The sequence below is a fragment of the Parafrankia sp. EAN1pec genome, from assembly GCF_000018005.1.
GTDB lineage: Bacteria > Actinomycetota > Actinomycetes > Frankiales > Frankiaceae > Parafrankia > Parafrankia soli.
In genome coordinates this window covers 6,055,325-6,075,294 of sequence record NC_009921.1, presented here as the reverse complement: position 1 = coordinate 6,075,294, position 19,970 = coordinate 6,055,325, and the positions used below count along the sequence as shown (strand labels likewise).

Here is a 19,970-nt window from a genome sequence, read left to right as displayed (position 1 = left end):
CCCCTCCGAGGGGTGGGCGAGCCCCTCGCGGGAGCCGGCCGAGCAGACTCGCGGGAGCCGGACGAGCAGAGGGGAGTGGCGGCATGAGCGCTGGGCGCAGACTGGTCGTCGAGGCCGACGGAGGATCCCGCGGCAATCCCGGGCCCGCCGGGTACGGCGCCCTCGTCCGGGACGCCGGCACCGGCCAGGTGCTGGCCGAGCGGGCCGCCTCGATCGGCACGGCCACCAACAACGTCGCCGAGTACGAGGGCCTGCTCGCCGGCCTGCGGGCCGCCGCGGAGCTCGACCCGGGCGCCGACATCGAGGTCCGGATGGACTCCAAGCTCGTCGTCGAGCAGATGAGCGGCCGTTGGAAGATCAAGCACCCGTCGATGCGCCCGCTGGCGGCCCAGGCCGCCGAGATCGCCGCTGGGCTCGGGCGGGTCCGGTTCGTCTGGGTGCCCCGGGCCCGCAACGGCGACGCCGACCGGCTGGCGAACGAGGCGATGGACGCCGCCGCCGCCGGCCGGTCCTGGGAACCCTCCGTCCCGCAGTCGCCCGACCCGCTGCCGCACCAGGCGCCCACCACGAACCGGCTCTCCGGCTGGATGGCCCCGCCCGCTCCGCCGACCACGACGGTCCTGCTCCGTCACGGCCAGACGCCGCTGTCGGTGGAGAAGCGGTTCAGCGGAACCGTGGAGGCCTCACTCACCGACCTCGGGCTGGAGCAGGCCGCCGCCGCTGCGGACCGGCTGCGCGGCGAGCCGTTCGACGCCGTGATCAGCTCGCCGCTCAAGCGCGCCCGCCAGACCGCGGACGCGCTGGGCCGCGACTACCTGATCGACGAGGACCTGCGGGAGACCGACTTCGGCGCGTGGGAGGGGATGACGTTCGCCGAGGTCCGCGAGCGCTTCCCGGACGAGCTGAACGCCTGGCTCGCCGACCCGGCGGTGCCGCCGCCGGGCGGGGAGAGCCTGCTGAGCACGGGCGCCCGTGTCGCGGCGGCCCGCGACCGGATCATGGCCCAGTATCCCGCCGGGCGCGTCCTCGTGGTCTCGCACGTGACCCCGATCAAGGGGCTCACCCAGCTCGCGCTCGCCGCCGAGCCGACCGTGCTCTACCGGCTGCACCTGGACCTGGTGTCGATCACCACCGTCGACTGGTACTCCGACGGACCCGCGGTGCTGCGGGGCTTCAACGACACCCACCACGTCGCCCATCTGGTCATTCCCGGCGAGTAGTGCCGCCGGGTGCGCCACCCGGGGCACCGCTGGGAGCGACCCCGTTGCCGAGCCCGGGCTGCGCCCCCGCCCCGCCGACGCGGACCGGGGCGCACGGCGCGACCTGGCCTTCGACGACGGCCGAGGAGATCGTGCCCGGGCGGCTCGGGTCCGCCTCGTCGTAGCTGCCGACGATCACCAGTGATTGGCCGGGCTTGAGCGCACCCCGGGTGACCTCGAACGCGGTCGACTCCTCCGGCCCGGCGCCGACGGTCAGGACGGCGGGCTCTTCTCCGGCTTCGGCCGGGGCTCCCGCCTGGGTCTGCCCGCTCGGGTCCTGCCCGTTCCGGTCCCGCGCGCCGGATCCGTTCGGGTCGCCGCCGACCGCTCCCCGCTCGGCGGCGCCGGTCCCGGCCGGATCGGCGCCCTCGGCCACCGCGCCGGGTGCGGAATCCGGGGGTTGGCCGCCGTTCGAGACACCACCCTCCGCCGGCGGCGCGACGTCACTGCCCGCCGGGGGTGCACCGCCGCCACGCAGCTGCTGGCAGGTCTGGCCGATCGGGACGAAGTCGACGACCGCGTTGATCCCGGCCGCCCGCAGGTCGGCCTCCAGCTGCTTGGCCTGGCGGAACTCGTTGATCTGGACCTTCACCGTCCCGTCCGGCTCCTCGCTCAGCGCGTAGGCGGGGGATGCCGATCCCGGCAGCACCAGCGCGGCGGTCAGCGACACGGCGGCCGCGGCCGCCCCGACCACACCGAGACGCAGCGCGCGACGCCGGCGCCGCGGCGGCGTGCCCGGGTCGTCGACCCGCTCCAGGACATCCAGGCGCGGCGGACGCGTGCAGTCCGCTCCCATTACCGCGTTCGATTCAGCGTGCGTGGGCGCGTTCGCGGTCCCGGCCGCGCCTGCGAGCAGCCGTGCCCGGACCCGGGCCCGGCCCTCCGCCGAAAGCGGCGGCACGTCTGCGCCGAGCCGCGTCAGCAGGTCGAGGTCGTCGGTCATGATGGCTCACTCTCCAGAAAAGGACGGAAGTCGGAGCGGGTCGGGGCCGACCTGGCGGCCGGCGGATCGGCGGCCGGCCGGTCGTCGGCCAGCGCGGCGCGCAGCCGGTTGCGGGCCCGGTGGATGCGCGACCGGACGGTGCCGACGGGCACGGCGAGGGCGGTCGCGATCTCCTCGTACCGCAGGTCTCCCCAGGCCAGGAGCAGCAGCGCGTCCCGCTCGCCGTCGGGGAGCTCGGCGAGCGCGCGGACCAGGGACTGGACGGCGGCGTTCGCGTCGACGCGGTCCGCGACCCGGTCCGCCGCCGCGGGCTCTGGCCGGTCGGGCAGCGCCCGCTCCAACACCCGCCAGCGCCGGGCCTCGGCCCGCCGGTGGCCCTGCAAGATCCTGGTCGCGATGCCCAGCAGCCAGGGCAGCGCGCCGTCCGGCCCGCGCGTCGGGTCGAACCGGGAACGCTGCTCGAAGGCGGCGACGAAGGTGTCGGAGACCAGGTCCTCGGCGAGGTCCGGCCCGGCCCGCCGGGCCAGGTACCGGTGCACCCGGTCACCGTGGCGCTCGAAGAGGTCGGCAAAGACCTCGGGCTCACGCACGGACCGCACGAGCAGGTCGGCGTCGGTCGGGATCACCGTCATGCCGCCTCACCAGCTCGGTCGTCGCTGATGCCGGAATTCGCCGCCGGGTTTCCGGGTGGGTGTCTGTTCACATTACGTATTGGTCCGCCGCGCCGATCCGGTTCCCGCGAACCGTCCACGGCCGGGACCGAGCCTGCCGGGACCGAACGGCCTGCCGGGACCGAACGGCCTGCCGGGACCGAACGTTCTGGGCCGGGACCAGCAGGGACGGAGCGGTCGGACACGTGTGCGTACGGCTGTGAGGCCGATCTGTGTCCTTGCGTGGTACCTGAGGGTGACGGAATGCCTCCGGGCTCGCAGGATTCGGGACATGCGCCAAGCACGGGGGCCTTGGACCATCACACCTCGGACAGCACCACCTCGGACAGCACCACCTCGGATGACGCCGTCCCGGGTCACGCCACCTCGGACACATCAGACGCCCGCCACCGTGCCACTCGGTGGATCCAGCGGAGCCGGTGGAGGAAACAGCGGAGGACGCAATCGATGGACGCCACCTCACGGCGTCGACTCATCGCGGTCGGCGTCCTGTTCCCGCTGGACCTCCTCGTCCCGCGAGGCGGCGGCATGAGCCCGTCCAGCGATGTGCTCGACCACCTCGACGACAGGGTCGCCCAGCTCACCGCGGGTTACGAGCGGGCCCCGATCGGGGCGACCGCCGTCCACCTGCGCCGTCACCTCCCCGTCGTCCGCTCGCTGCTGCAGCGTGACGTCGTTCCGCAGGCGACGCGGCTGCGGCTGCACCGGGCCGCCGGCCGGCTCGTCGCCCTCTGGGCAGCCACCCGGCACGACCTCGGCGACCTGCCCGGCGCCGTCCTCGCCTTCGAGGAGGCATTCGTGCACGCGGCCGAGGCCCGCGACGAGGAGCTGATGTGCTGGGTGCGGCTGTGGCAGTCGTCGCTGACGCGCAAGGCCGGCCGGCCGGCGGACGCGGTCGCGCTCGCCGCGTCGGGAGCTGCCCTGGTCGGCCGCGGGAGCCCGGCCGCGGCCCGCGCCGCCGCCATCGAGGCTCGAGCGCACGGCACTCTCGGTGACCGGTGGGCGGTGCACGAGGCGGTCGGCCGGGCCTGGAGCATCGCGGGAACACTGAGCGCCGAACAGCTCGGCCGCCCCGGGTTCTCGATCGACACGCTGCACGTGCTGACGCTGTCAGAGCTGTCGGCGGCCGCGTACGTCGAGCTCGGTATGCCGGGCGCGGCGAGCGTCTACACCGACGCGGCGATCCACCACCTGGACGCCGTAGGCGCCACCGGGCTCCGCTCGATGACCCGGATCGCCGCGGCCACCGCAGCGGCCAAGCGGCGGGACCTCGACCACGCCGTCGAGCTGGTCGACGAGGCGCTGAACATCTCCCGCCACCGCCCGAGCATCGTCATCGGCGGGCGCGCCGAGCGGTTCGTCGGCGAGGCCCGCGGCTACCTCGGATGGCACTCCCTCCTCGACGACCTCGACGAACGTCTCCGGACCTGGCGGTCGCCCCGTCTTACTACCTGACCCTGCGTTCTGTACTCACAACCTTCCTTTGCGTGTTCCGACTATGCCTCCTTTTCGGTTGAATTAGATCGATAATTTAGACGGAGTATAATTTCTGAGGAATGGACGGCGTGGCTCGCCGCACCGTAGAACGCCATCCCCAGTTTGTCTTCCGCGGAGGAAAGTGTTGGTTTAGGTCGCGTCAGGACGCTGTCGGGGCTCACGGCTGTGGTCGTTGTCGCCGGGTTGACGAGCTGCTCCCCGGGTCCGAGTGCCGGGAGCCCACGAGCCGCCTGCGCCAGCCCCGGGGTGACGTCCGACCAGGTGAAGCTCGGTCTGGTGTACTCCGAGTCGGGCATGGGAAGCACCGCGATCGCCTCGGCCCGGTCCGGAGTGGACGCCAGAATCGGCCTGGTCAATGCTGAGGGCGGGATACACGGCGGCAAGGTTGTCTACGAGTGGCGTGACGACACGAACACGCTCGCCCAGAGCGCCACCGTCACCGAGGAACTTCTCCGGGACGAAGGGGTCTTCGGTCTCGTGACGGTCACCACCGCTCTCGGTAGCTCGCTGGAAAGCCTTGCGGCGCAAAAGGTTCCTGTCGTCGGCTTCGGTCTGCAGTCCTGGGCCGAATACCCGAACCTGTTCTCCGACATGTACGAGGCTTCCCCTGAGACCGTCGGCCGCTACGTTCAGGCCAACGGCGGCAGCAGGGTCGGCATCCTGACCACGGGAACTCCGGCGTCCACGGTGGGTGCCGTCACGTGGTACAAGACCGCGTTCCAGTCGATCGGGCTGACCTCGACCGATGCCATCTCCTACGCCCGCGGCAGCGACAGCCCGGCCAGGGTGGTTCGGGAGCTGGCCGCTGCCGGCGCCGACGCGCTGATCGGTTTCACGACCCCTGAGGACATGGCCGACGTCGTGCAGGCCGCCCGCGCGGCGAACCTGCGACCGCTACGCACCGGAAACCGTCGAGCCCGACCAGCAGTTCGCCCTGCATGCGTACGTCTACAGCGACATGTTCCTGCGTGGGCTCGACCTGGCCGGCGACTGCCCCACCCGCGAGGGCTTCATCGGCGCGCTGCGGAAGGTCACCGGCTACGACGCGGGCGGCCTGATCGAACCCGTCAACCTGACCACCAACAGCACGCAGCCGCTCAACTGCTATGCCTTCGTCCAGATCAATCTCACCGGGACCGCGTTCCAGGTCACCCGCCCCCGCCTCTGCGCCGACGGCACCGCCGGCTGACCGTCCGGGGTCCGCGCCGGCCGGCCTGAGGACAGGGGCATCATGTTCGGGCTCTGCCACGAGTGCCGACCCGACGTTGCACCCGAGGCCGCCTCATGACCACCACGACCATCCTGATCGTCACCCCGACGACCGCCCGGACCCTGCTCGACACCGGTCTGTGCACCGTCGGGTGCCTGCTCGCCGGGAGCGGGCCGCGCGGGTGCACGTGCCGGTGTCGGGGCGAGCACCACGGCGCCCTGCTCGACGCCGCGGTGTCCGCCGAGGCCGAGAGGAACGCCGCATGAAGGACACCGTGAGCTACGACCTCACCCCGACCTCGACGGCGGCCGTGGTGCAGCAGCACGCCGCCGCCACGATCCGCCGGCATGTGCCGGACCTCGACGGCCGGCTCGAGGTCCTGGCCGCGCTCGGCCTGCCGCCAGGGCTGGCGGAGGACCCGCCGGTGCCGGGGGTGGCCGACGGGTACCGGGCGCTGGCCGGCGCGGTGCTCGAGCTTATCCGCGACGGGGCGATCAGTGCCCAGTCGTTCTCCGGCCGGATCATCCGGTCGGACCCGCCGCCCCCGTCGGGCGGGTACCGCCGCTCCGGCGGGAAGCTGCCGACCGTCCGCCGGCTGGAGATCGACCTACGCGAGTACGGGCCCGCCGTGTTCGCCGCCTATGAAGGAGCCGCCATCATGAACGTTCGCTCGACGAGCACCGGGTCTCCCCGGAGTGACCTGTCCGCCAGGGCGCGTGACGCCCGCCGGCGGATCGCGGTGTCGCAGATCCTCGGCACGCCGGAGATGCGGGCGACCGCCGCGCACCGGAACCGGGCCAAGTTCGCGCTGCTGCGGATCGACCGGCCGGAACTGTTCAACCCCGCGCTCCGGACCAGCTCCGGGGTGGGGGTTTGACCAGCCCGCCCTGGGGTAAAAAGTCAAGTCGGGGTGCCGCCGGGCCCTTCCGGAGTGGCGACTGTGTGGCCGACGGTGCCCCGCCTCGACCGCCGGCCCCGCTGCCCCACCCCGGGACCGGCGGCCCAGAGACGTTGCCCCCGGCGCCGACGGCGTCACCTCGGCGCCGGGGGTGGCCCTCCGTCCGGGGCGGAGCCGGCAAAAACCGCACACCCGGGCGGGACCATCGACCCGCCGGCCGCCGCCGGCGGGCCGTGGCCGTTCCGGGGGCCGTAGGCGGCGCCCTGAGATGGAACGACGAACGGCCACCCGATCGGGTGGCCGTTCTTGATCTCTGGACCGTCTCTGGACCGTGACAGTCGAGAGGCAGCATAAGGGCACGAAAGATGTAGCAATGTCAAACGCCCTGGTAGGGCGGGTGATCCGGGTGTTTACGCTGGTAGCGCGGACGAGTTGGCCTGTACGCCGGGTTCTGTTCCGGGTCGCCTCGCGGCTTGCCGGTGACGGTCATCTATCTAGGACCGCCGTTGCCGACGGCCTCCAGCGGCCTACCCGCAGGCTCGGGCGAGCAGCCCTCGGACGCCTGCGCAGCCCGCGACCGTGACCGGCCGGGGCCTCTTGGCCTTGCTCCGGGTGGGGTTTACCTAGCCGCCCGGGTCACCCCGGGCGCTGGTGCGCTCTTACCGCACCGTTTCACCCTTACCGGCGCCATGACGGCACCGGCGGTCTGTTCTCTGTGGCACTGTCCCGCGGGTCACCCCGGGTGGGCGTTACCCACCACCCCGCCCTGTGGAGCCCGGACGTTCCTCGGCGGCACCCGGGCTCGCGCCCCGGTACCGACGCGACCGTCCGGCCAACTCGTCCGCGCTGCTCAGCATATGGCACCGGCCGTCCTAGACTTCGGGCACGGGGTGAGGCGGCCGGGGGAGCGACTCTCTACCGCGCGGCCCGACAGGTACCGATGGGTAGGGGGCGGGCGATGACGGCACCACAGCAGCCAGGTGGCGGGGGCGAGCAGCCGCGTCCGGTGGCCTCCGGGCCGGCCGCGGGCGTTCCGGTCGGAGGCCCGCCGACCTCCGTCCCGGGCTCGTACCCGCCGGCCGGCGCGGTCCCGCCGGCGCCGCCAGCGTCCGGCGCCGTTCCGCCGGCAGCGCCCGGAGCGGTTCCCGGCGCGCCAGGCACCGGTACCGGGCCCACCGGTCGCGGGGCAGGCCGGGCCGCCCGCCGGGGCGTCGCCTACTCGACCTACGCGATCACCGTGCTGGTGCTGCTGATCGCCATCGCGGTCATCGTGTTCGTGGTGAAGAACGACCAGCGGGTGAGCATCTGGCTGTTCGGGTCGACCCAGGTGATGTCGGTGGCCGCCGCGCTGGCCGCCTCCGCCGCCGCGGGGCTGCTGGTCGGGCTTCTGATCGGCGTGATCCCACAGATCAGGCTGCGCCGGCAGCTGCGCCAGCTCCGCCGGGAGGACCGAGCCGCCTGAGCCGCCCGAGCCGGCTGACCCTTCCGCGCCGCCACCCGGCCCGCCTCACCCGACAGATCGAGCTCGACCGGGTGAACCGGGCCGGGTGCACGGATCAGCCGATCCGCTGGTTCTGCCGGCCGGTCGCGCCGGTCATCATGATCTGTCCGGGTTTCGCGGACTTCGCCTTCGCCTCGGCCGGTGGTTCGTTACCGCCGATGCCCGGGCGAATACGAAGGCGATCAGCCCGGCGAATGCGGCGCACGAACGCTGATCTGATCCCGACTCTGATCGGCTCTGATCCCGCCTCGGATCTCGGCGGGAAATCCCGCGGGAACGGCCGGCCCCGCACACCGCGTACCGCACGACAGGCGCGCCGCCTTCACGTTCAAACGCGGGTTGTTTCGAACGCGCCGCCGACGGCTTCACGGTGATCGCCGCACCGGAATAGCTCAGTGGCCGCGGAGCACCCAGTCGTCGTAGTCCACGGCTTCCTCACCGATGGTCGTGTCGTCGCCGTGGCCGGTGTGCACGACCGTCCCGGAGGGCAGGGTGAGCAGTTTCGCCCGGATGGAGCCCAGGATGGTCGGGAAGTCGGAGAACGACCGGCCGGTCGCCCCCGGGCCGCCGCGGAACAGGGTGTCCCCGCTGAACAGCACGGGGTCTCCGTTGATCTCCCCGAACAGGCTGACGCCGCCCGGGGAGTGGCCGGGGGTGTGCAGCACGCGCAGGGAACCGCCCGGGATCGGGATCACCTGGCCGTCGCGCAGCGCCTCGTCCGGCCCGCGCTCGGGGTAGACCTGCCGCCACAGCACCGCGTCGGCCGGGTGTAGCGCGATCGGGGCGCGCACCCGGTCGGCCAGCTCGGCAGCCGCGTTGATGTGGTCGTTGTGGCCGTGCGTCGCGATGATCAGGGACACCCGCCGGCCGTCCACCGCGGCCTCGATGACGGACGGGTCGTGGGCCGCGTCGACGACGACCACCGACTGCTCGTCGCCGACGAGCCACACGTTGTTGTCGACGGTGAACGACTGGCCGTCGAGGGTGAAGTCACCGCGGGTGATCACCCGATCGATCCGCTGACCGCCGCTGACCGCCACAGGAAACTCCTCTCCGCGCCGGTTCGTGCACCGGCCGACCCGGCACGACCGTACCCGTCCGGCCTGCCCCTGAGGCACTTCGTCGGCCCGCTGTACCCGTCCGGATTCACCGGAACGGGAGGGCGCTCAGATCAGGACCACGCTGCGCAGCACGTCACCGCGCCGCATCCGCTCGAAGGCCCGCTCGACGTCCCCGATGCCGACCGTCTCGGTGACGAACGCGGCCAGGTCGAGCCGGCCACCGCGGTGCAGGTCGATGATGATCGGGAAATCCCTGGTCGGGAGGCAGTCGCCGTACCAGGACGACGCCAGCGAGCCGCCGCGGCTGAACACCTCGATGAGCGGCAGCTCGACGGTCATCGACGGGTCGGGCACGCCGACGAGCACCAGCCGTCCGGCCAGGTCGCGGGAGAAGAATGCCTGCCGGTAGGTCTCGGGGCGGCCGACCGCCTCGATCACGACGTCCGCCCCGTTGCCGTCGGTCAGCGCCCGCACGGCCTCCACCGGGTCCTCGTTCCGGGAGTTCACGACATGGGTCGCGCCGAACCCGCGGGCCCACTCGAGCTTGCGGTCGTCCACATCGACGGCGATGATCCGGCGCGCGCCGGCGACCGACGCGCCGGCGATGGCCGCGTCGCCGACCCCGCCGCAGCCGAAGACGGCGACCGTCTCGCCGCGGGTTACCCGTCCGGTGTTCACCGCGGCGCCGAAGCCGGCCATGACCCCACAGCCGATCAGGCCCGCCGCCTGCGGCGGAACGGCCGGGTCGACCTTGACGCACTGCCCGGCGGCCACGAGTGTCAGCGGCGTGAAGGCGCCGATGCCCAGAGCGGGGGAGAGCGGGGTGCCGTCCTGCAGCGTCATCGGGTTGACGGCGTTGCGGGAGTCGAAGCAGTACCAGGGCGCCCCGCGCAGGCACGACCGGCACGTCCCGCACGGCGCCCGCCAGGCCAGCACCACGTAGTCACCCGGGACGACCGAGGTGACCCCATCGCCGACGGACTCGACCGTCCCGGCCGCCTCGTGGCCGAGTAGGAACGGGTAGTCGTCGTTGATCGCGCCCTCGCGGTAGTGCAGGTCGGTGTGGCACACCCCGCACGCCTGCACCCGGACCCGGGCCTCCCCGGGGCCCGGCGGCGGCACGATGATCCGCGTCAGCGCCACCGGCGCGCCCTTCTCGACCGCGACGACCGCCTCCACCGTCACTGCCTGCGGGCCATCCGTCATGGCACTCCCTTTCACCATCGCCGTGTCATCACCGACTCACCTGGACGTCAGCCAACACCCGACCGTCATCTCACCGCAATGTCGTCGCGCAACCGGAGCCGGTGGGGCGGAGGAGCGGCTCTGTGTCCGCGACGTCCGGCCCGGCGGCGCCGGTTGCGCGCCGGGTGCGCGCCGGCGTGCGCGACGGGTACATGGAGCGCAAGATGAAGTACCGCAGATATCACCGCGAAACGCGCCGGGTGGGCACCGAAGTTCGAGTCACACATGAGGCGAGGAACGCGACACGCCGACTGGCGGGCCCCGAGGCCGCCGATACCGGGTCCGGGTCGGTACGCTCCAACCGGTCCGTTTCTGCTCGTCACAGGAGGAGACCTCCGCCGGGAAGCAGTAACAGCCGAAGCAGTAACAGCTGACGCGGTATCAGCCGATGCAGACGCACCCGAAGCTGAGGCACCCGAAGCAGAGGCACCTGAACCAGAGACATTCGCGCAGGGACTGTCCGAGCAGTCGTGAGGAGCAGGTACACCGTGGTCCGTTCCGACTCCGCCGCGGTCACCGGTCCGCCGGGCCGCCGCTACTACGGTGAGGTGACGGTCGGCGAGCCCCGCCTGTCCGAGGACGGCCGGCTTGAGGTCGGGGGCGAGGAACCCGACGAGGGCGTCGGCAAGCCCGGTCCTACCGGGCGTCCGATGCCGGTGTTCCCCGTCCCGCCCCCGCTGACCTCACACGGCCCCGCGTGGGTCGTCGCCATGTGCAATCAGAAAGGCGGCGTGGGCAAGACCACGAGCACGATCAACCTGGGGGCCGCGCTCGCCGAGTACGGCCGGCGGGTGCTGCTCGTCGACTTCGACCCCCAGGGTGCGCTCTCGGTGGGCCTGGGCATCAACCCGATGCAGTTCGAGGTCACCGTGCACGATCTGCTGCTCGGCGGCGACGCCGACATCCAGGACACCATCGTCGAGACCCAGGTCGAGGGCCTCGACCTGTTGCCGAGCAACATCGACCTGTCAGCCGCCGAGGTGCTGCTGGTCACCGAGGTCGGCCGCGAGCACAGCCTGGCCCGCACCCTCGCCCCGGTGATGGACGTCTACGACGTCATCCTCATCGACTGCCAGCCGTCGCTGGGCCTGCTCACGGTCAACGCCCTGACGGCCGCCGACGCCGTCATGGTCCCGTTGGAGTGCGAGTACTTCGCGCTGCGCGGGGTGGCGCTGCTCCTGCAGACCATCGACAAGGTGCGCGAGCGGCTGAACTCCCGCCTGGAGCTCGCGGGCATCCTGGCGACCATGTACGACGCTCGTACGCTGCACGCTCGCGAGGTGCTCGCCCGGGTCGTCGAGCGGTTTCCCGAAGAGGTCTTCCACACGGTGATCAACCGGACGGTACGGTTCCCGGAGACCACCGTGGCCGGGGAGCCGATCACGACCTACGCGCCGACATCTGTCGGTGCGGCCGGATACCGTCGGTTGGCCCGGGAACTGATGGCGCGCTACGCGACGCCGCCCGCGGTCGGGTGACCCGGGCCGGCCCGCCCGGCTGACCTGTCGGCCAGCCGGTGGGCCGGCAGGCAGCGGGACCCGGTCGGCGGGTCCTGGAGGTTAGGACGACGGATCGGGGACGGACGACAAGCCGTGCTGTTTCACCTCGCCGAGCCCGCGGCGCTGCTCGGGATCGTGCTCGCCTTCGTCATCGGCATCGTCGTCCACGACGGTGCGCAGATCCTCGCGGCCCGGCTGGCCCGTGACCCGATCCCGAGGCGCTCCGGGCGGCTGACCGCCGGGGTGGGCACCCAGCGGATCAGCCCGTTCAGCTGGGTCGGCGTGCTCATCGGCGGTGCCGGGTGGGCGGAGCCGATCCGGATGAACGACGTCTGGCGCAAGCGCCGTTTCCACGTGGCCGCTGCCCTGCTCGCGGGCCCGCTCTCCTACGCGCTGCTCGCGCTCGCGTCGCTCGCCGGCGCACGCGCGCTCACGCAGCGTGCAGTGATCGACACTGGGGACCGTGCGGCCGAGATCGTCGGCGGCACCTTCTCGGTGGAGCTGCTGCTGTGGATGGCGATCACCTTCGGGTCGTTGTGCATCCTCAGCCTCGTCCCGGTGCCGCCGACGGACGGCGGGCGCATCCTGTTCCTACTCGGCCCGCAGTCCGAGGGCTGGCGCAAGGCGAACTACCGGCTCACCGAGGGCAACGTCGGGGTGGTGATCCTCCTCGCGGTGATCATCCTGCCGGTGCTGTTCCCCGGGTTCCCGTCGGTGATCGGTCAGCTGATCTGGCCGCTCATCCGCGGCCTGGGCTCCCTGATCGGGATCGATCTGCCGTAGGCGGGCCCAGGTGAGTGCGGCCGGTGTGCACGTCGGGACGATACGTCACAGGGCGTAACGTGGCCGTATGAGCTCGTCCGGGACAGACACGGCCACCGGTGTGGGCGTGCTCGGCCCGGCAGCGGACGAACCGGCGCCCAACGGGCCCACTGCTCCCACAGGGTCCACCGGACCCGCCAGGCCGATGAAGGCCGCCGCGCCCGCCGGGGCCGCCGCGCCGACCGCGCGTGGCGGGCGCACCGAGCCGTTCGTCGTCGAGCTGGAGAACTTCTCCGGCCCCTTCGACCTGCTGCTCTCGCTGATCGCCAAGCATCGGCTGGACGTCACCGAGGTGGCGCTGTCGCAGGTGACCGACGAGTTCATCGCGCACATCAGGCGGCTGGGCAAGCACTTCGACCTCGGCCAGGCCACCGAGTTCCTGGTGATCGCGGCGACGCTGCTCGACCTGAAGGCCGCCCGCCTGCTGCCCGGCGCGATCTCCGACGACGAGGCCGAGGACCTCGCCCTGCTGGAGGCCCGTGACCTGCTGTTCGCCCGGCTGCTCCAGTACCGGGCCTACAAGGAGGCCGCCGCGATCTTCACCGCGATGATGGCGCTGGAGTCGAGGTTCGTCCCGCGGGCGGTGCCGCTGGAGCCGCGCTACGCCGCCGCGCTGCCCGAGGTGCAGATCAGCATCGGGCCGTCCGAGCTCGCCGCGCTCGCCGCCCGGCTGCGTGAGCCGCCGCTCCCCCCGCAGGTGGCCACCGACCACGTCCACCTGCCCCGGGTCAGCGTCCGCGAGCACATGATCGCGGTGATCGGGATGCTGCGGGAGCTGGGTGCCGCGTCGTTCACCGCGCTGTGTGCGGGCCTGGCCGAGACGATCGAGGTCGTCGCGCGCTTCCTGGCCCTGTTGGAGCTGTTCCGGGAGGGCCGGATCGTCTTCGAGCAGGAGCGCCCGCTCGGTGAGCTCATCGTCCGCTGGGTCGCGCGCCCCGAGGACGACGACCGTCCTGTCGGTGCCTCGCTCTACTCTGGCGAGGATGAGCCGGACGAGCCCTTCACCCCCGCCGGGGACACCGCCGCCGCCGGTGCGGGTGCCGGTGCCGGAGCGGGGGAGGGCACCGGAGCTGAGGACGATCCGCTCGACGGCCGCCGCCGGCCGAGGCGACCGAGGAGACCGACCGCGTGACCCCTGATTCCACCAACGGGCCAGTCGGCGCCGACGGCTTCGCCGGCACCGACGGGCCCACCGGCACGGGCGCGCCCGCTGGCACGAACGGGGCGGTTCCCGCGCCCCGGTCGCCGGCTCCGCCCCGGTCGCCGGGCCCGCGGGTGCCGCCGGCTCCGCCCGCGGGCGAGCGGCCATCCGACATCGCGCTCGTCGAGGCGGTGCTGACCGTCGCGGAGAACCCGGTCGGCGTGGCCGAGTTCGCCACCGCACTCGACATCCCCGCCCGGCGGGTCGAGGCGCTGCTCGCCGAGCTCGCGGCACAGTACGAGCGGGACGGGCGCGGCTTCCGGCTGCGCCACGTGGGTCGGGGCTGGCGGCTGTACACGGCCGACGAGTGCGCCCCGTGGGTCGAGCGCTTCGTGCTGGCCGGCCAGTCCGCCCGCCTCTCCCAGGCCGCGCTGGAGACGCTGGCGATCGTCGCCTACCAGCAGCCGGTCAGCCGCGGCCGGATCTCCGCGGTGCGCGGGGTCTCGGCCGACGGCGTCATCCGTACCCTCACCGCCCGCAACCTCGTCGAGGAATGCGGCCACGACCACGAGTCGGGAGCCATCCTGTACCGCACCACCGACTACTTCCTGGAACGCATGGGCCTGCGTGACCTGGACGAACTGCCCCCGCTCGCACCCCTGCTGCCGGGTGTGGACGATGTCGATGACATCGTGGCGTCATGAACGGCACCGAATCCGAGTCCCCCGACACCCGCCGCCGGGACCCGGCGTCCGAGGGCATCCGCCTGCAGAAGGTGCTGGCCTCCGCCGGCATCGGCTCTCGCCGGCACAACGAGGAACTGATCGACTCCGGTCGCGTCCGGGTCGACGGCGAGGTGGTCCGCGAGCAGGGCCGTCGGGTCGACCCGGAGACGGCGGTGATCGAGGTCGACGGCGAGCGCGTCGTCACCCGCACCGGGCTGGTGCACCTGGCGCTGAACAAGCCGCGCGGTGTGCTGTCGGCGATGTCCGACGACCGCGGCCGGCCGACCATCGCCGACTTTCTCACCGAGTTCGGCTCCGTCGGCCTGTTCCACGTCGGCCGGCTGGACGGCGACAGCGAGGGCCTGCTGCTCGTCACCAACGACGGCGATCTCGCCCACCGGCTCACCCACCCGTCCTTCGGCGTGCCGAAGACCTACCTGGTCGAGATCAGCGGCCCGGTCCGCCGCGACGTCCCGCGCCGGCTGCGCTCGGGGGTGACCCTCGAGGACGGCCCCGTCTCGGTCGACGCCGCCCGGATCGTCGACGTCGCCGCGTCCCGGGTCATGATGGAGCTCACCCTGCACGAGGGCCGCAAGCACGTGGTCCGCCGCATGATGGAGGCCGTGGGGCACCCGGTGCACCGCCTCGTCCGGGTCTCGTTCGGCCCGGTGACGCTCGGCACGCTGCGGGCCGGCCGCGCCCGCCATCTCACCCGGCACGAGGTGGGGGCGCTCTACAAGGCGACCGGGCTGTGAGTCCCGGCGAGCCCCCCACGGCGGCCGGGCGGTTCTCGCCGCCCTACGTCCGCCCGGGGGTCGAGGCGGCCGCAGGGGGCTCGTCCGCGTGGGATCCGGCGCACCTGCCCGAGCTGCGCCGGGTGGCCGTCGTCGGGTCCGGGCTGATCGGCACGAGCATCGGGCTGGCGCTGTCCGGGCGCGGCGTGGAGGTGTTCCTGCGTGACTCCGACGACGCCCAGGTGAAGCTCGCCGAGGCGATGGGCGCCGGCCGGCCATGGCAGGGCGAACGGGTCGACCACGCGGTGATCGCCACCCCGCTGCCCACCGTCGCCGCCGAGCTGCGCGACCTGCAGCGCGGCGGCCTGGCGACGACGGTCAGCGACGCCGGCAGCGTGAAGACCCGCCCGCTGGTCGAGGCCGTCCAGCTCGGCTGTGATCTCGGGGCCTGGTGCCCGGCCCATCCGATCGCCGGGCGGGAGCGGCACGGGGCGGTGTCCGCCCGCGCGGACCTGTTCGCCGAGCGGGTGTGGGCGGTCTGCCCGGTGGCCCACACCGGCGCGGACGCGATCGCGGCGACCGCCGCCCTCGCCCTCGCCTGCGGCGCGACACCGGTGCGCACCACCCCCGAGCGCCACGACGCCGCGATGGCCGTCCTCTCGCACGTTCCGCAGCTGGTGGCGAGCGTGCTCGCCGGGAGCCTGCTCGGCCTCGACTCGCACGACCTGCCGTTCGCCGGCCAGGGCTTCCGCGACACGACCCGCCTCGCCGACAGCGACCCCGTCCTGTGGGCGTCGATCATCGAGGGCAACCGCGGGCCCATCGCCGAGCGCGTGCGCCGGCTGGGGCGGGAGTTCACCCACCTCGCGGACGTGCTCGCCGAGGGGACCCGTGACGAGGTGGTCGAGGCGGTCACGGCGGCGATCCACGGCGGGCGGCACGGCCGGTCGCTGCTGCCCCGCAAGGCCGGTGCCCGGGCACTTCCGTGGGGCTGGGTCGGTGTGGTGCTCGACGACCGTCCCGGCCAGCTCGCGGCGCTGTTCGCCGTGATCGGCGAGTGGGACGTCAACATCGAGGACGTCGGGCCGTTCGAGCACAGCCTGGACGCCCCCGCCGGCATCGTCGAGATCGCGGTCGATCCGGACGGCGCGGACGGACTCGTCGAACGGCTGACGCGGGCCGGATGGACGGCATATCGGCGCTCGTGACGGACCAGCGAGTAGCCTGAGCCGGGTTGGCCGTCCGGCAGGTGTTCTAGGGACCACCAGCCTGGGACTTCCGGCCCGGAGACAGTCGGGGTGGGCGCGCCGCGCCGCCCCGGCCGCGACCGGGCCGTCGGCCCGGGTCCGAGACGCCGCCGGCCTGGCGTGGACGAAGGAACATGCGGGTCGCACAGACACGCGTCCGGACGGAGGAGACGGGTGAGCCCCGACGACGGGTCCGCTTCGCCGGGGGCTTCGGCCACCGGCAGCCACGACGATGCTTTCAGGACAGGGGGTTCCGGGACGACGGTGGCGCCCTCCGCACCGGGCCCGGTGACCGCCGGGGCCGCCCCCGCCGGTCTCGTGGTCGCGGTGGACGGCCCGGGCGGCTCCGGGAAGAGCACCGTCTCCCGGGAGATCGCGCGCCGGCTCGGCCTGCGCTACCTGGACACCGGGGCGATGTACCGGGCGGTCACCCAGGTCGCCCTGGAGCGCCGCATCGACATCGAGGACCCGGCCGCGGTGGCCGAGGTCGTCGAGCGCACCGTCCTCACGGTCGGCACGGATCCCGACCGCCCGTCGATCTCCGTCGACGGGGTGAACGTCGACGAGCAGATCCGCACCCGGGCGGTGACGAACGCCGTGAGCGCGGTCGCCGCCGTGCCCGCCGTGCGGGCCCGGATGGTCACGCAGCAGCGCGAGATCATCGCCGAGGCCCTCGCCGCCGGCGGCATCGTGGTCGAGGGCCGCGACATCGGCTCGGTCGTCGCGCCGGACGCCCCGGTCAAGGTCTTCCTCACCGCGTCCACCGAGGTGCGCGCGCTGCGGCGGTCCCGGCAGCTGGGGGAGAAGGGCGTCGACGACGTGGCCCGCACCCTGGCCGAGCTCGACCGCCGTGACGCCCTCGACAGCTCGCGCACGGTCGACCCGCTGTCCATTCCCGCGGGCGCGATCGTCCTCGACTCCAGCGCGCTGTCGGTCCCCGAGGTGGTGGACGAGGTCCTGCGCCAGGGCGAGCACGTGCTCGTTACGACCTCATGACCGCCGCCGACGGCCGGCTCGACACGCCGGACGGGCCGGTGACCGAGCCGGTAGCCGGGACCGGCGCTCCGGCCGAGCCCGCGGCGGCCGAGTCGGTCGCGGTCGAGCCCGCCGCGGTCGAGTCGGCTCCGGCGACTCCGGCCGCTGACGGAGTCGAGCCGGCGCCGAAGGCCGTCGAGCCGGCGCCGAAGGCCGTCGAGCCGGCGCCGAAGGCCGTCGAGCCAGCTCCGAGCGGCGTCGAGTCGGCGACGAGCGGGGCCCGGGCCGAGCGGGTCCGTCCGGCGACCTCGGCCGGGGCGCCGGCGCACCGCGGTGCCGCGTCGAAGCCGTTCAACGACATCACCCACCGCGTGCTCAAGCCGCCCGTCCGCCAGGTCCTCAACCACCTGGTGATGAACGTGGTCCACGAGGGCTGGGAGAACGTCCCGCATGGCGAGCCTCTGATCTTCGCGGGGAACCACAGCAGCTGGATGGACGGGCCGCTCGTCGTCATCGAGGCGCCGCGCACCGTGCGGTGCCTGGTGAAGTCCGAGATGTACAAGGGCATCCTGGGCAGGCTGCTGCTGTTCGTCGGCCAGATCCCGATCAACCGCGGCCGCCCGGACCGCGACGCCCTGCACACCGCGCTCGACGAGCTCTCCCGCGGCGGCGCCATCGGCGTGTTCCCCGAGGGCACCCGGGGCAGCGGTGAGATGGCCGCCGTCCAGCACGGCATCGCCTACCTGGCCGTGCACGGGCGTTGCCGTGTCCTTCCCGTGGCCTGCATCAACACCGGTGCCGCGCTGCCCCGGGGCGCCAAGTGGCCGCGCCGTTCGGTGAAGGTCCGGGTGGTGTTCGGCAAGCCGTTCGAGGTGGAGGTGCCGGCGAACCCGCGTTCGCGGCGGGCGCTGGCCGCCGTGGCGGAGGACATCCGGGTCCGGCTGGCGGATCATCTGGCGACGGTGCGTGCCGGCGAGAGCCGGGATTCGTCGGCGGCGGAGTAAGTTCTACCGGATCGCTGTTTGTTCCGAGTGCGCCGGACGGGTCCGCCGTCCGCGGAAGGACAGCTCGCAGCCAGTTCACCGAGATGTCCAGCCCAAGCGGAGTGCAGCCGTCATGAACACCGAAGATCTCGCCGCGTCCGTCGACGACGGCCCTGTGGGCGGTGCCCTCCCGCTGGCGGGAGGGCAGCCCGTCCTCGCCGTCGTCGGCCGGCCGAACGTGGGCAAGTCGACGCTGGTCAACCGCATCCTGGGCCGCCGCGCGGCCGTCGTCGAGGACGTCCCCGGCGTCACCCGTGACCGGGTCGCCTACGACGCGGTGTGGAACGGCCGCCGGTTCACCCTCGTCGACACCGGCGGCTGGGAGCCCGACGCCCGCGGCCTCGCCGCCCGGGTCTCCGACCAGGCCCGCGCCGCGCTCGACACCGCCGACGGCGTGCTGTTCGTGATCGACGCCACCGTCGGCGCGACCGACGCCGACGAGGCCGTCGCCCGGGTGCTGCACCGGTCGGGCCGGCCGGTGATCCTCGCCGCGAACAAGGTCGACGACGCCCGCGCGGAGGCCGACGCCGCCGCGCTGTGGAGCCTCGGGCTGGGCGAGCCGTACCCGGTGTCCGCGCTGCACGGCCGGGGCAGCGGCGACCTGCTGGACGCCGTCCTCGCGGTGCTGCCCGAGGCACCCCGCGAGCGGTTCACCGAGGAGGACGGCCCCCGGCGCGTGGCGCTGATCGGGCGGCCGAACGTCGGCAAGTCCAGCCTGCTCAACAAACTGGCCGGCAGCGAGCGCTCGCTGGTGCACGACGTCGCGGGCACGACCCGCGACCCGGTGGACGAGCTCGTCACCGTCGGCGGCGAGACCTGGATGTTCATCGACACCGCCGGCCTGCGGCGGCGGGTGAAGGAGGCCTCCGGCGCCGAGTACTACTCGTCGCTGCGCACCGCCTCCGCGCTGGAGGCCGCCGAGGTCGCGATCGTCCTGCTCGCCGCGGACGAGCCGGTCACCGAGCAGGACCAGCGGATCATCAGCATGGTCACCGACGCCGGCCGGGCCCTCGTCCTCGCCTTCAACAAGTGGGACACGCTCGACACCGAGCGCCGTCTCGACCTGGAGCAGGAGATCGTCCGCGAGCTGGGCCGGGTGGCCTGGGCGCCGCGGGTGAACATCTCGGCCCGCACCGGCCGCGCCACCGACCGGCTCGCCCCGGCGCTGCGGACGTCCCTCGACTCGTGGGGAACGCGCATCCCGACCGGCCGCCTCAACGCCTGGATCGGAGAGGTCGTGGCGGCCACGCCGCCGCCGTCGCGGGGCGGGAAGCTGCCGCGGGTGCTGTTCGCGACCCAGGCCGGGGTGCGCCCGCCGCGCTTCGTCGTGTTCACCACCGGATTCCTCGAGCCGGCCTACCGGCGTTTCCTGGAGCGCAAACTGCGCGAGGACTTCGGCTTCGCCGGCACGCCCATCGAGATCTCGATCCGGGTCCGCGAGCGTCCCGACCGCCACCGCTAGACCCCACCCCGCGGCCTCGGGATGTGTGGTGCCGGAC

General features: G+C 73.3%; 19 protein-coding genes, 1 other RNA gene and 1 pseudogene. 15 read left to right on the top strand and 6 right to left on the bottom strand.

Going from position 1 to position 19,970, the window contains the following annotated elements; all coding sequences use genetic code 11:
* Positions 1-83: 83 nt before the first annotated feature.
* A complete protein-coding gene (locus FRANEAN1_RS24885; RefSeq protein ID WP_020462548.1) occupies positions 84-1,220 on the top strand; it encodes a bifunctional RNase H/acid phosphatase in 1,137 nt (378 codons plus the stop codon).
* Here FRANEAN1_RS24885 and FRANEAN1_RS37415 read toward each other — a convergent pair.
* Positions 1,204-2,202 (bottom strand): hypothetical protein, encoded by a 999-nt coding sequence (locus tag FRANEAN1_RS37415; protein WP_020462547.1) that lies wholly within the window; start codon positions 2,200-2,202, stop codon positions 1,204-1,206. The two genes, FRANEAN1_RS24885 and FRANEAN1_RS37415, sit on opposite strands and share 17 nt — an antisense overlap.
* Positions 2,199-2,834 carry an RNA polymerase sigma factor gene (locus tag FRANEAN1_RS24875; RefSeq protein WP_020462546.1) on the bottom strand — a complete coding sequence of 212 codons (636 nt, stop codon included), beginning with the start codon at positions 2,832-2,834 and terminating at the stop codon, positions 2,199-2,201. The genes FRANEAN1_RS37415 and FRANEAN1_RS24875 overlap by 4 nt, the downstream gene beginning before the upstream one ends.
* A gap of 486 nt (positions 2,835-3,320) precedes the next feature.
* Between FRANEAN1_RS24875 and FRANEAN1_RS24870 the strand changes: the two genes are divergently transcribed.
* The 4 genes and pseudogenes from FRANEAN1_RS24870 to FRANEAN1_RS24855 all read left to right on the top strand — a co-directional run bounded on the left by FRANEAN1_RS24870 (position 3,321) and on the right by FRANEAN1_RS24855 (position 6,457).
* Entirely contained in the window at positions 3,321-4,328 is a 1,008-nt protein-coding gene (locus FRANEAN1_RS24870; protein ID WP_041254781.1) for a hypothetical protein, read from the top strand.
* A 207-nt stretch (positions 4,329-4,535) separates the two neighbouring features.
* Positions 4,536-5,559, top strand: a pseudogene (locus FRANEAN1_RS24865) (ABC transporter substrate-binding protein).
* 95 nt (positions 5,560-5,654) lie between these two features.
* Complete coding sequence (locus tag FRANEAN1_RS24860) at positions 5,655-5,846, top strand: hypothetical protein (RefSeq protein ID WP_041254780.1); 192 nt, start codon at positions 5,655-5,657, stop codon at positions 5,844-5,846.
* On the top strand, positions 5,843-6,457 hold the full coding sequence (locus FRANEAN1_RS24855; protein ID WP_041254779.1) for a hypothetical protein: 615 nt from the start codon (positions 5,843-5,845) through the stop codon (positions 6,455-6,457). Before FRANEAN1_RS24860 ends, FRANEAN1_RS24855 begins: the two co-directional genes overlap by 4 nt.
* A 445-nt stretch (positions 6,458-6,902) precedes the next feature.
* Here FRANEAN1_RS24855 and rnpB read toward each other — a convergent pair.
* An RNA gene (rnpB, locus tag FRANEAN1_RS37720) (RNase P RNA component class A) lies at positions 6,903-7,318 on the bottom strand.
* A 100-nt stretch (positions 7,319-7,418) separates the two neighbouring features.
* On the opposite strand from rnpB, the gene FRANEAN1_RS24850 reads away from it, so the two are divergent.
* Positions 7,419-7,940, top strand: a complete 522-nt coding sequence (locus FRANEAN1_RS24850) for a lipopolysaccharide assembly protein LapA domain-containing protein (protein ID WP_020462543.1) — start codon at positions 7,419-7,421, stop codon at positions 7,938-7,940.
* Between the two features lie 94 nt (positions 7,941-8,034).
* On the opposite strand, the gene FRANEAN1_RS41520 is transcribed toward FRANEAN1_RS24850, so the two are convergent.
* The 3 genes from FRANEAN1_RS41520 to FRANEAN1_RS24835 form a co-directional block, all read right to left on the bottom strand.
* The gene (locus FRANEAN1_RS41520; protein WP_157472794.1) at positions 8,035-8,184 is read right to left on the bottom strand and encodes a hypothetical protein; all 150 of its coding nucleotides are present in this window, start codon (positions 8,182-8,184) and stop codon (positions 8,035-8,037) included.
* A 187-nt stretch (positions 8,185-8,371) separates the two neighbouring features.
* The gene (locus FRANEAN1_RS24840) at positions 8,372-9,019 is read right to left on the bottom strand and encodes an MBL fold metallo-hydrolase (protein ID WP_020462542.1); all 648 of its coding nucleotides are present in this window, start codon (positions 9,017-9,019) and stop codon (positions 8,372-8,374) included.
* 126 nt (positions 9,020-9,145) lie between these two features.
* Positions 9,146-10,246, bottom strand: a complete 1,101-nt coding sequence (locus FRANEAN1_RS24835; RefSeq protein ID WP_020462541.1) for an S-(hydroxymethyl)mycothiol dehydrogenase — start codon at positions 10,244-10,246, stop codon at positions 9,146-9,148.
* A 527-nt stretch (positions 10,247-10,773) separates the two neighbouring features.
* On the opposite strand from FRANEAN1_RS24835, the gene FRANEAN1_RS24830 reads away from it, so the two are divergent.
* From FRANEAN1_RS24830 to der, 9 genes are all read left to right on the top strand, one after another.
* Entirely contained in the window at positions 10,774-11,763 is a 990-nt protein-coding gene (locus FRANEAN1_RS24830) for a ParA family protein (RefSeq protein ID WP_020462540.1), read from the top strand.
* A 114-nt stretch (positions 11,764-11,877) separates the two neighbouring features.
* Positions 11,878-12,567, top strand: coding sequence for a M50 family metallopeptidase (locus FRANEAN1_RS24825; protein WP_020462539.1), 690 nt, complete (start codon positions 11,878-11,880; stop codon positions 12,565-12,567).
* Between the two features lie 184 nt (positions 12,568-12,751).
* Positions 12,752-13,738: a ScpA family protein gene (locus FRANEAN1_RS24820; RefSeq protein WP_347177256.1), complete on the top strand. Its 987-nt coding sequence runs from the start codon at positions 12,752-12,754 to the stop codon at positions 13,736-13,738.
* A gap of 143 nt (positions 13,739-13,881) precedes the next feature.
* The gene (gene scpB / locus FRANEAN1_RS24815) at positions 13,882-14,451 is read left to right on the top strand and encodes an SMC-Scp complex subunit ScpB (RefSeq protein ID WP_243657612.1); all 570 of its coding nucleotides are present in this window, start codon (positions 13,882-13,884) and stop codon (positions 14,449-14,451) included.
* Entirely contained in the window at positions 14,448-15,227 is a 780-nt protein-coding gene (locus FRANEAN1_RS24810; protein ID WP_020462536.1) for a pseudouridine synthase, read from the top strand. Before scpB ends, FRANEAN1_RS24810 begins: the two co-directional genes overlap by 4 nt.
* Positions 15,224-16,414: a prephenate dehydrogenase gene (locus FRANEAN1_RS24805; RefSeq protein ID WP_020462535.1), complete on the top strand. Its 1,191-nt coding sequence runs from the start codon at positions 15,224-15,226 to the stop codon at positions 16,412-16,414. Before FRANEAN1_RS24810 ends, FRANEAN1_RS24805 begins: the two co-directional genes overlap by 4 nt.
* Positions 16,415-16,627: 213 nt before the next feature.
* On the top strand, positions 16,628-17,449 hold the full coding sequence (gene cmk / locus FRANEAN1_RS24800) for a (d)CMP kinase (protein ID WP_041254775.1): 822 nt from the start codon (positions 16,628-16,630) through the stop codon (positions 17,447-17,449).
* Positions 17,446-18,432: a lysophospholipid acyltransferase family protein gene (locus tag FRANEAN1_RS24795; RefSeq protein WP_020462533.1), complete on the top strand. Its 987-nt coding sequence runs from the start codon at positions 17,446-17,448 to the stop codon at positions 18,430-18,432. The genes cmk and FRANEAN1_RS24795 overlap by 4 nt, the downstream gene beginning before the upstream one ends.
* 112 nt (positions 18,433-18,544) lie before the next feature.
* A complete protein-coding gene (der, locus tag FRANEAN1_RS24790) occupies positions 18,545-19,933 on the top strand; it encodes a ribosome biogenesis GTPase Der (protein ID WP_020462532.1) in 1,389 nt (462 codons plus the stop codon).
* Positions 19,934-19,970: the final 37 nt, after the last annotated feature.

Coding starts and splice junctions, on each gene's coding strand:
- FRANEAN1_RS24885 (WP_020462548.1), top strand. CDS start 84: ATGAGCGCTGGGCGCAGACTGGTCGTCGAGGCCGACGGAGGATCCCGC.
- FRANEAN1_RS37415 (WP_020462547.1), bottom strand. CDS start 2,202: ATGACCGACGACCTCGACCTGCTGACGCGGCTCGGCGCAGACGTGCCG.
- FRANEAN1_RS24875 (WP_020462546.1), bottom strand. CDS start 2,834: ATGACGGTGATCCCGACCGACGCCGACCTGCTCGTGCGGTCCGTGCGT.
- FRANEAN1_RS24870 (WP_041254781.1), top strand. CDS start 3,321: ATGGACGCCACCTCACGGCGTCGACTCATCGCGGTCGGCGTCCTGTTC.
- FRANEAN1_RS24860 (WP_041254780.1), top strand. CDS start 5,655: ATGACCACCACGACCATCCTGATCGTCACCCCGACGACCGCCCGGACC.
- FRANEAN1_RS24855 (WP_041254779.1), top strand. CDS start 5,843: ATGAAGGACACCGTGAGCTACGACCTCACCCCGACCTCGACGGCGGCC.
- FRANEAN1_RS24850 (WP_020462543.1), top strand. CDS start 7,419: ATGGGTAGGGGGCGGGCGATGACGGCACCACAGCAGCCAGGTGGCGGG.
- FRANEAN1_RS24835 (WP_020462541.1), bottom strand. CDS start 10,246: ATGACGGATGGCCCGCAGGCAGTGACGGTGGAGGCGGTCGTCGCGGTC.
- FRANEAN1_RS24820 (WP_347177256.1), top strand. CDS start 12,752: ATGAAGGCCGCCGCGCCCGCCGGGGCCGCCGCGCCGACCGCGCGTGGC.
- FRANEAN1_RS24810 (WP_020462536.1), top strand. CDS start 14,448: ATGAACGGCACCGAATCCGAGTCCCCCGACACCCGCCGCCGGGACCCG.
- FRANEAN1_RS24795 (WP_020462533.1), top strand. CDS start 17,446: ATGACCGCCGCCGACGGCCGGCTCGACACGCCGGACGGGCCGGTGACC.
- der (WP_020462532.1), top strand. CDS start 18,545: ATGAACACCGAAGATCTCGCCGCGTCCGTCGACGACGGCCCTGTGGGC.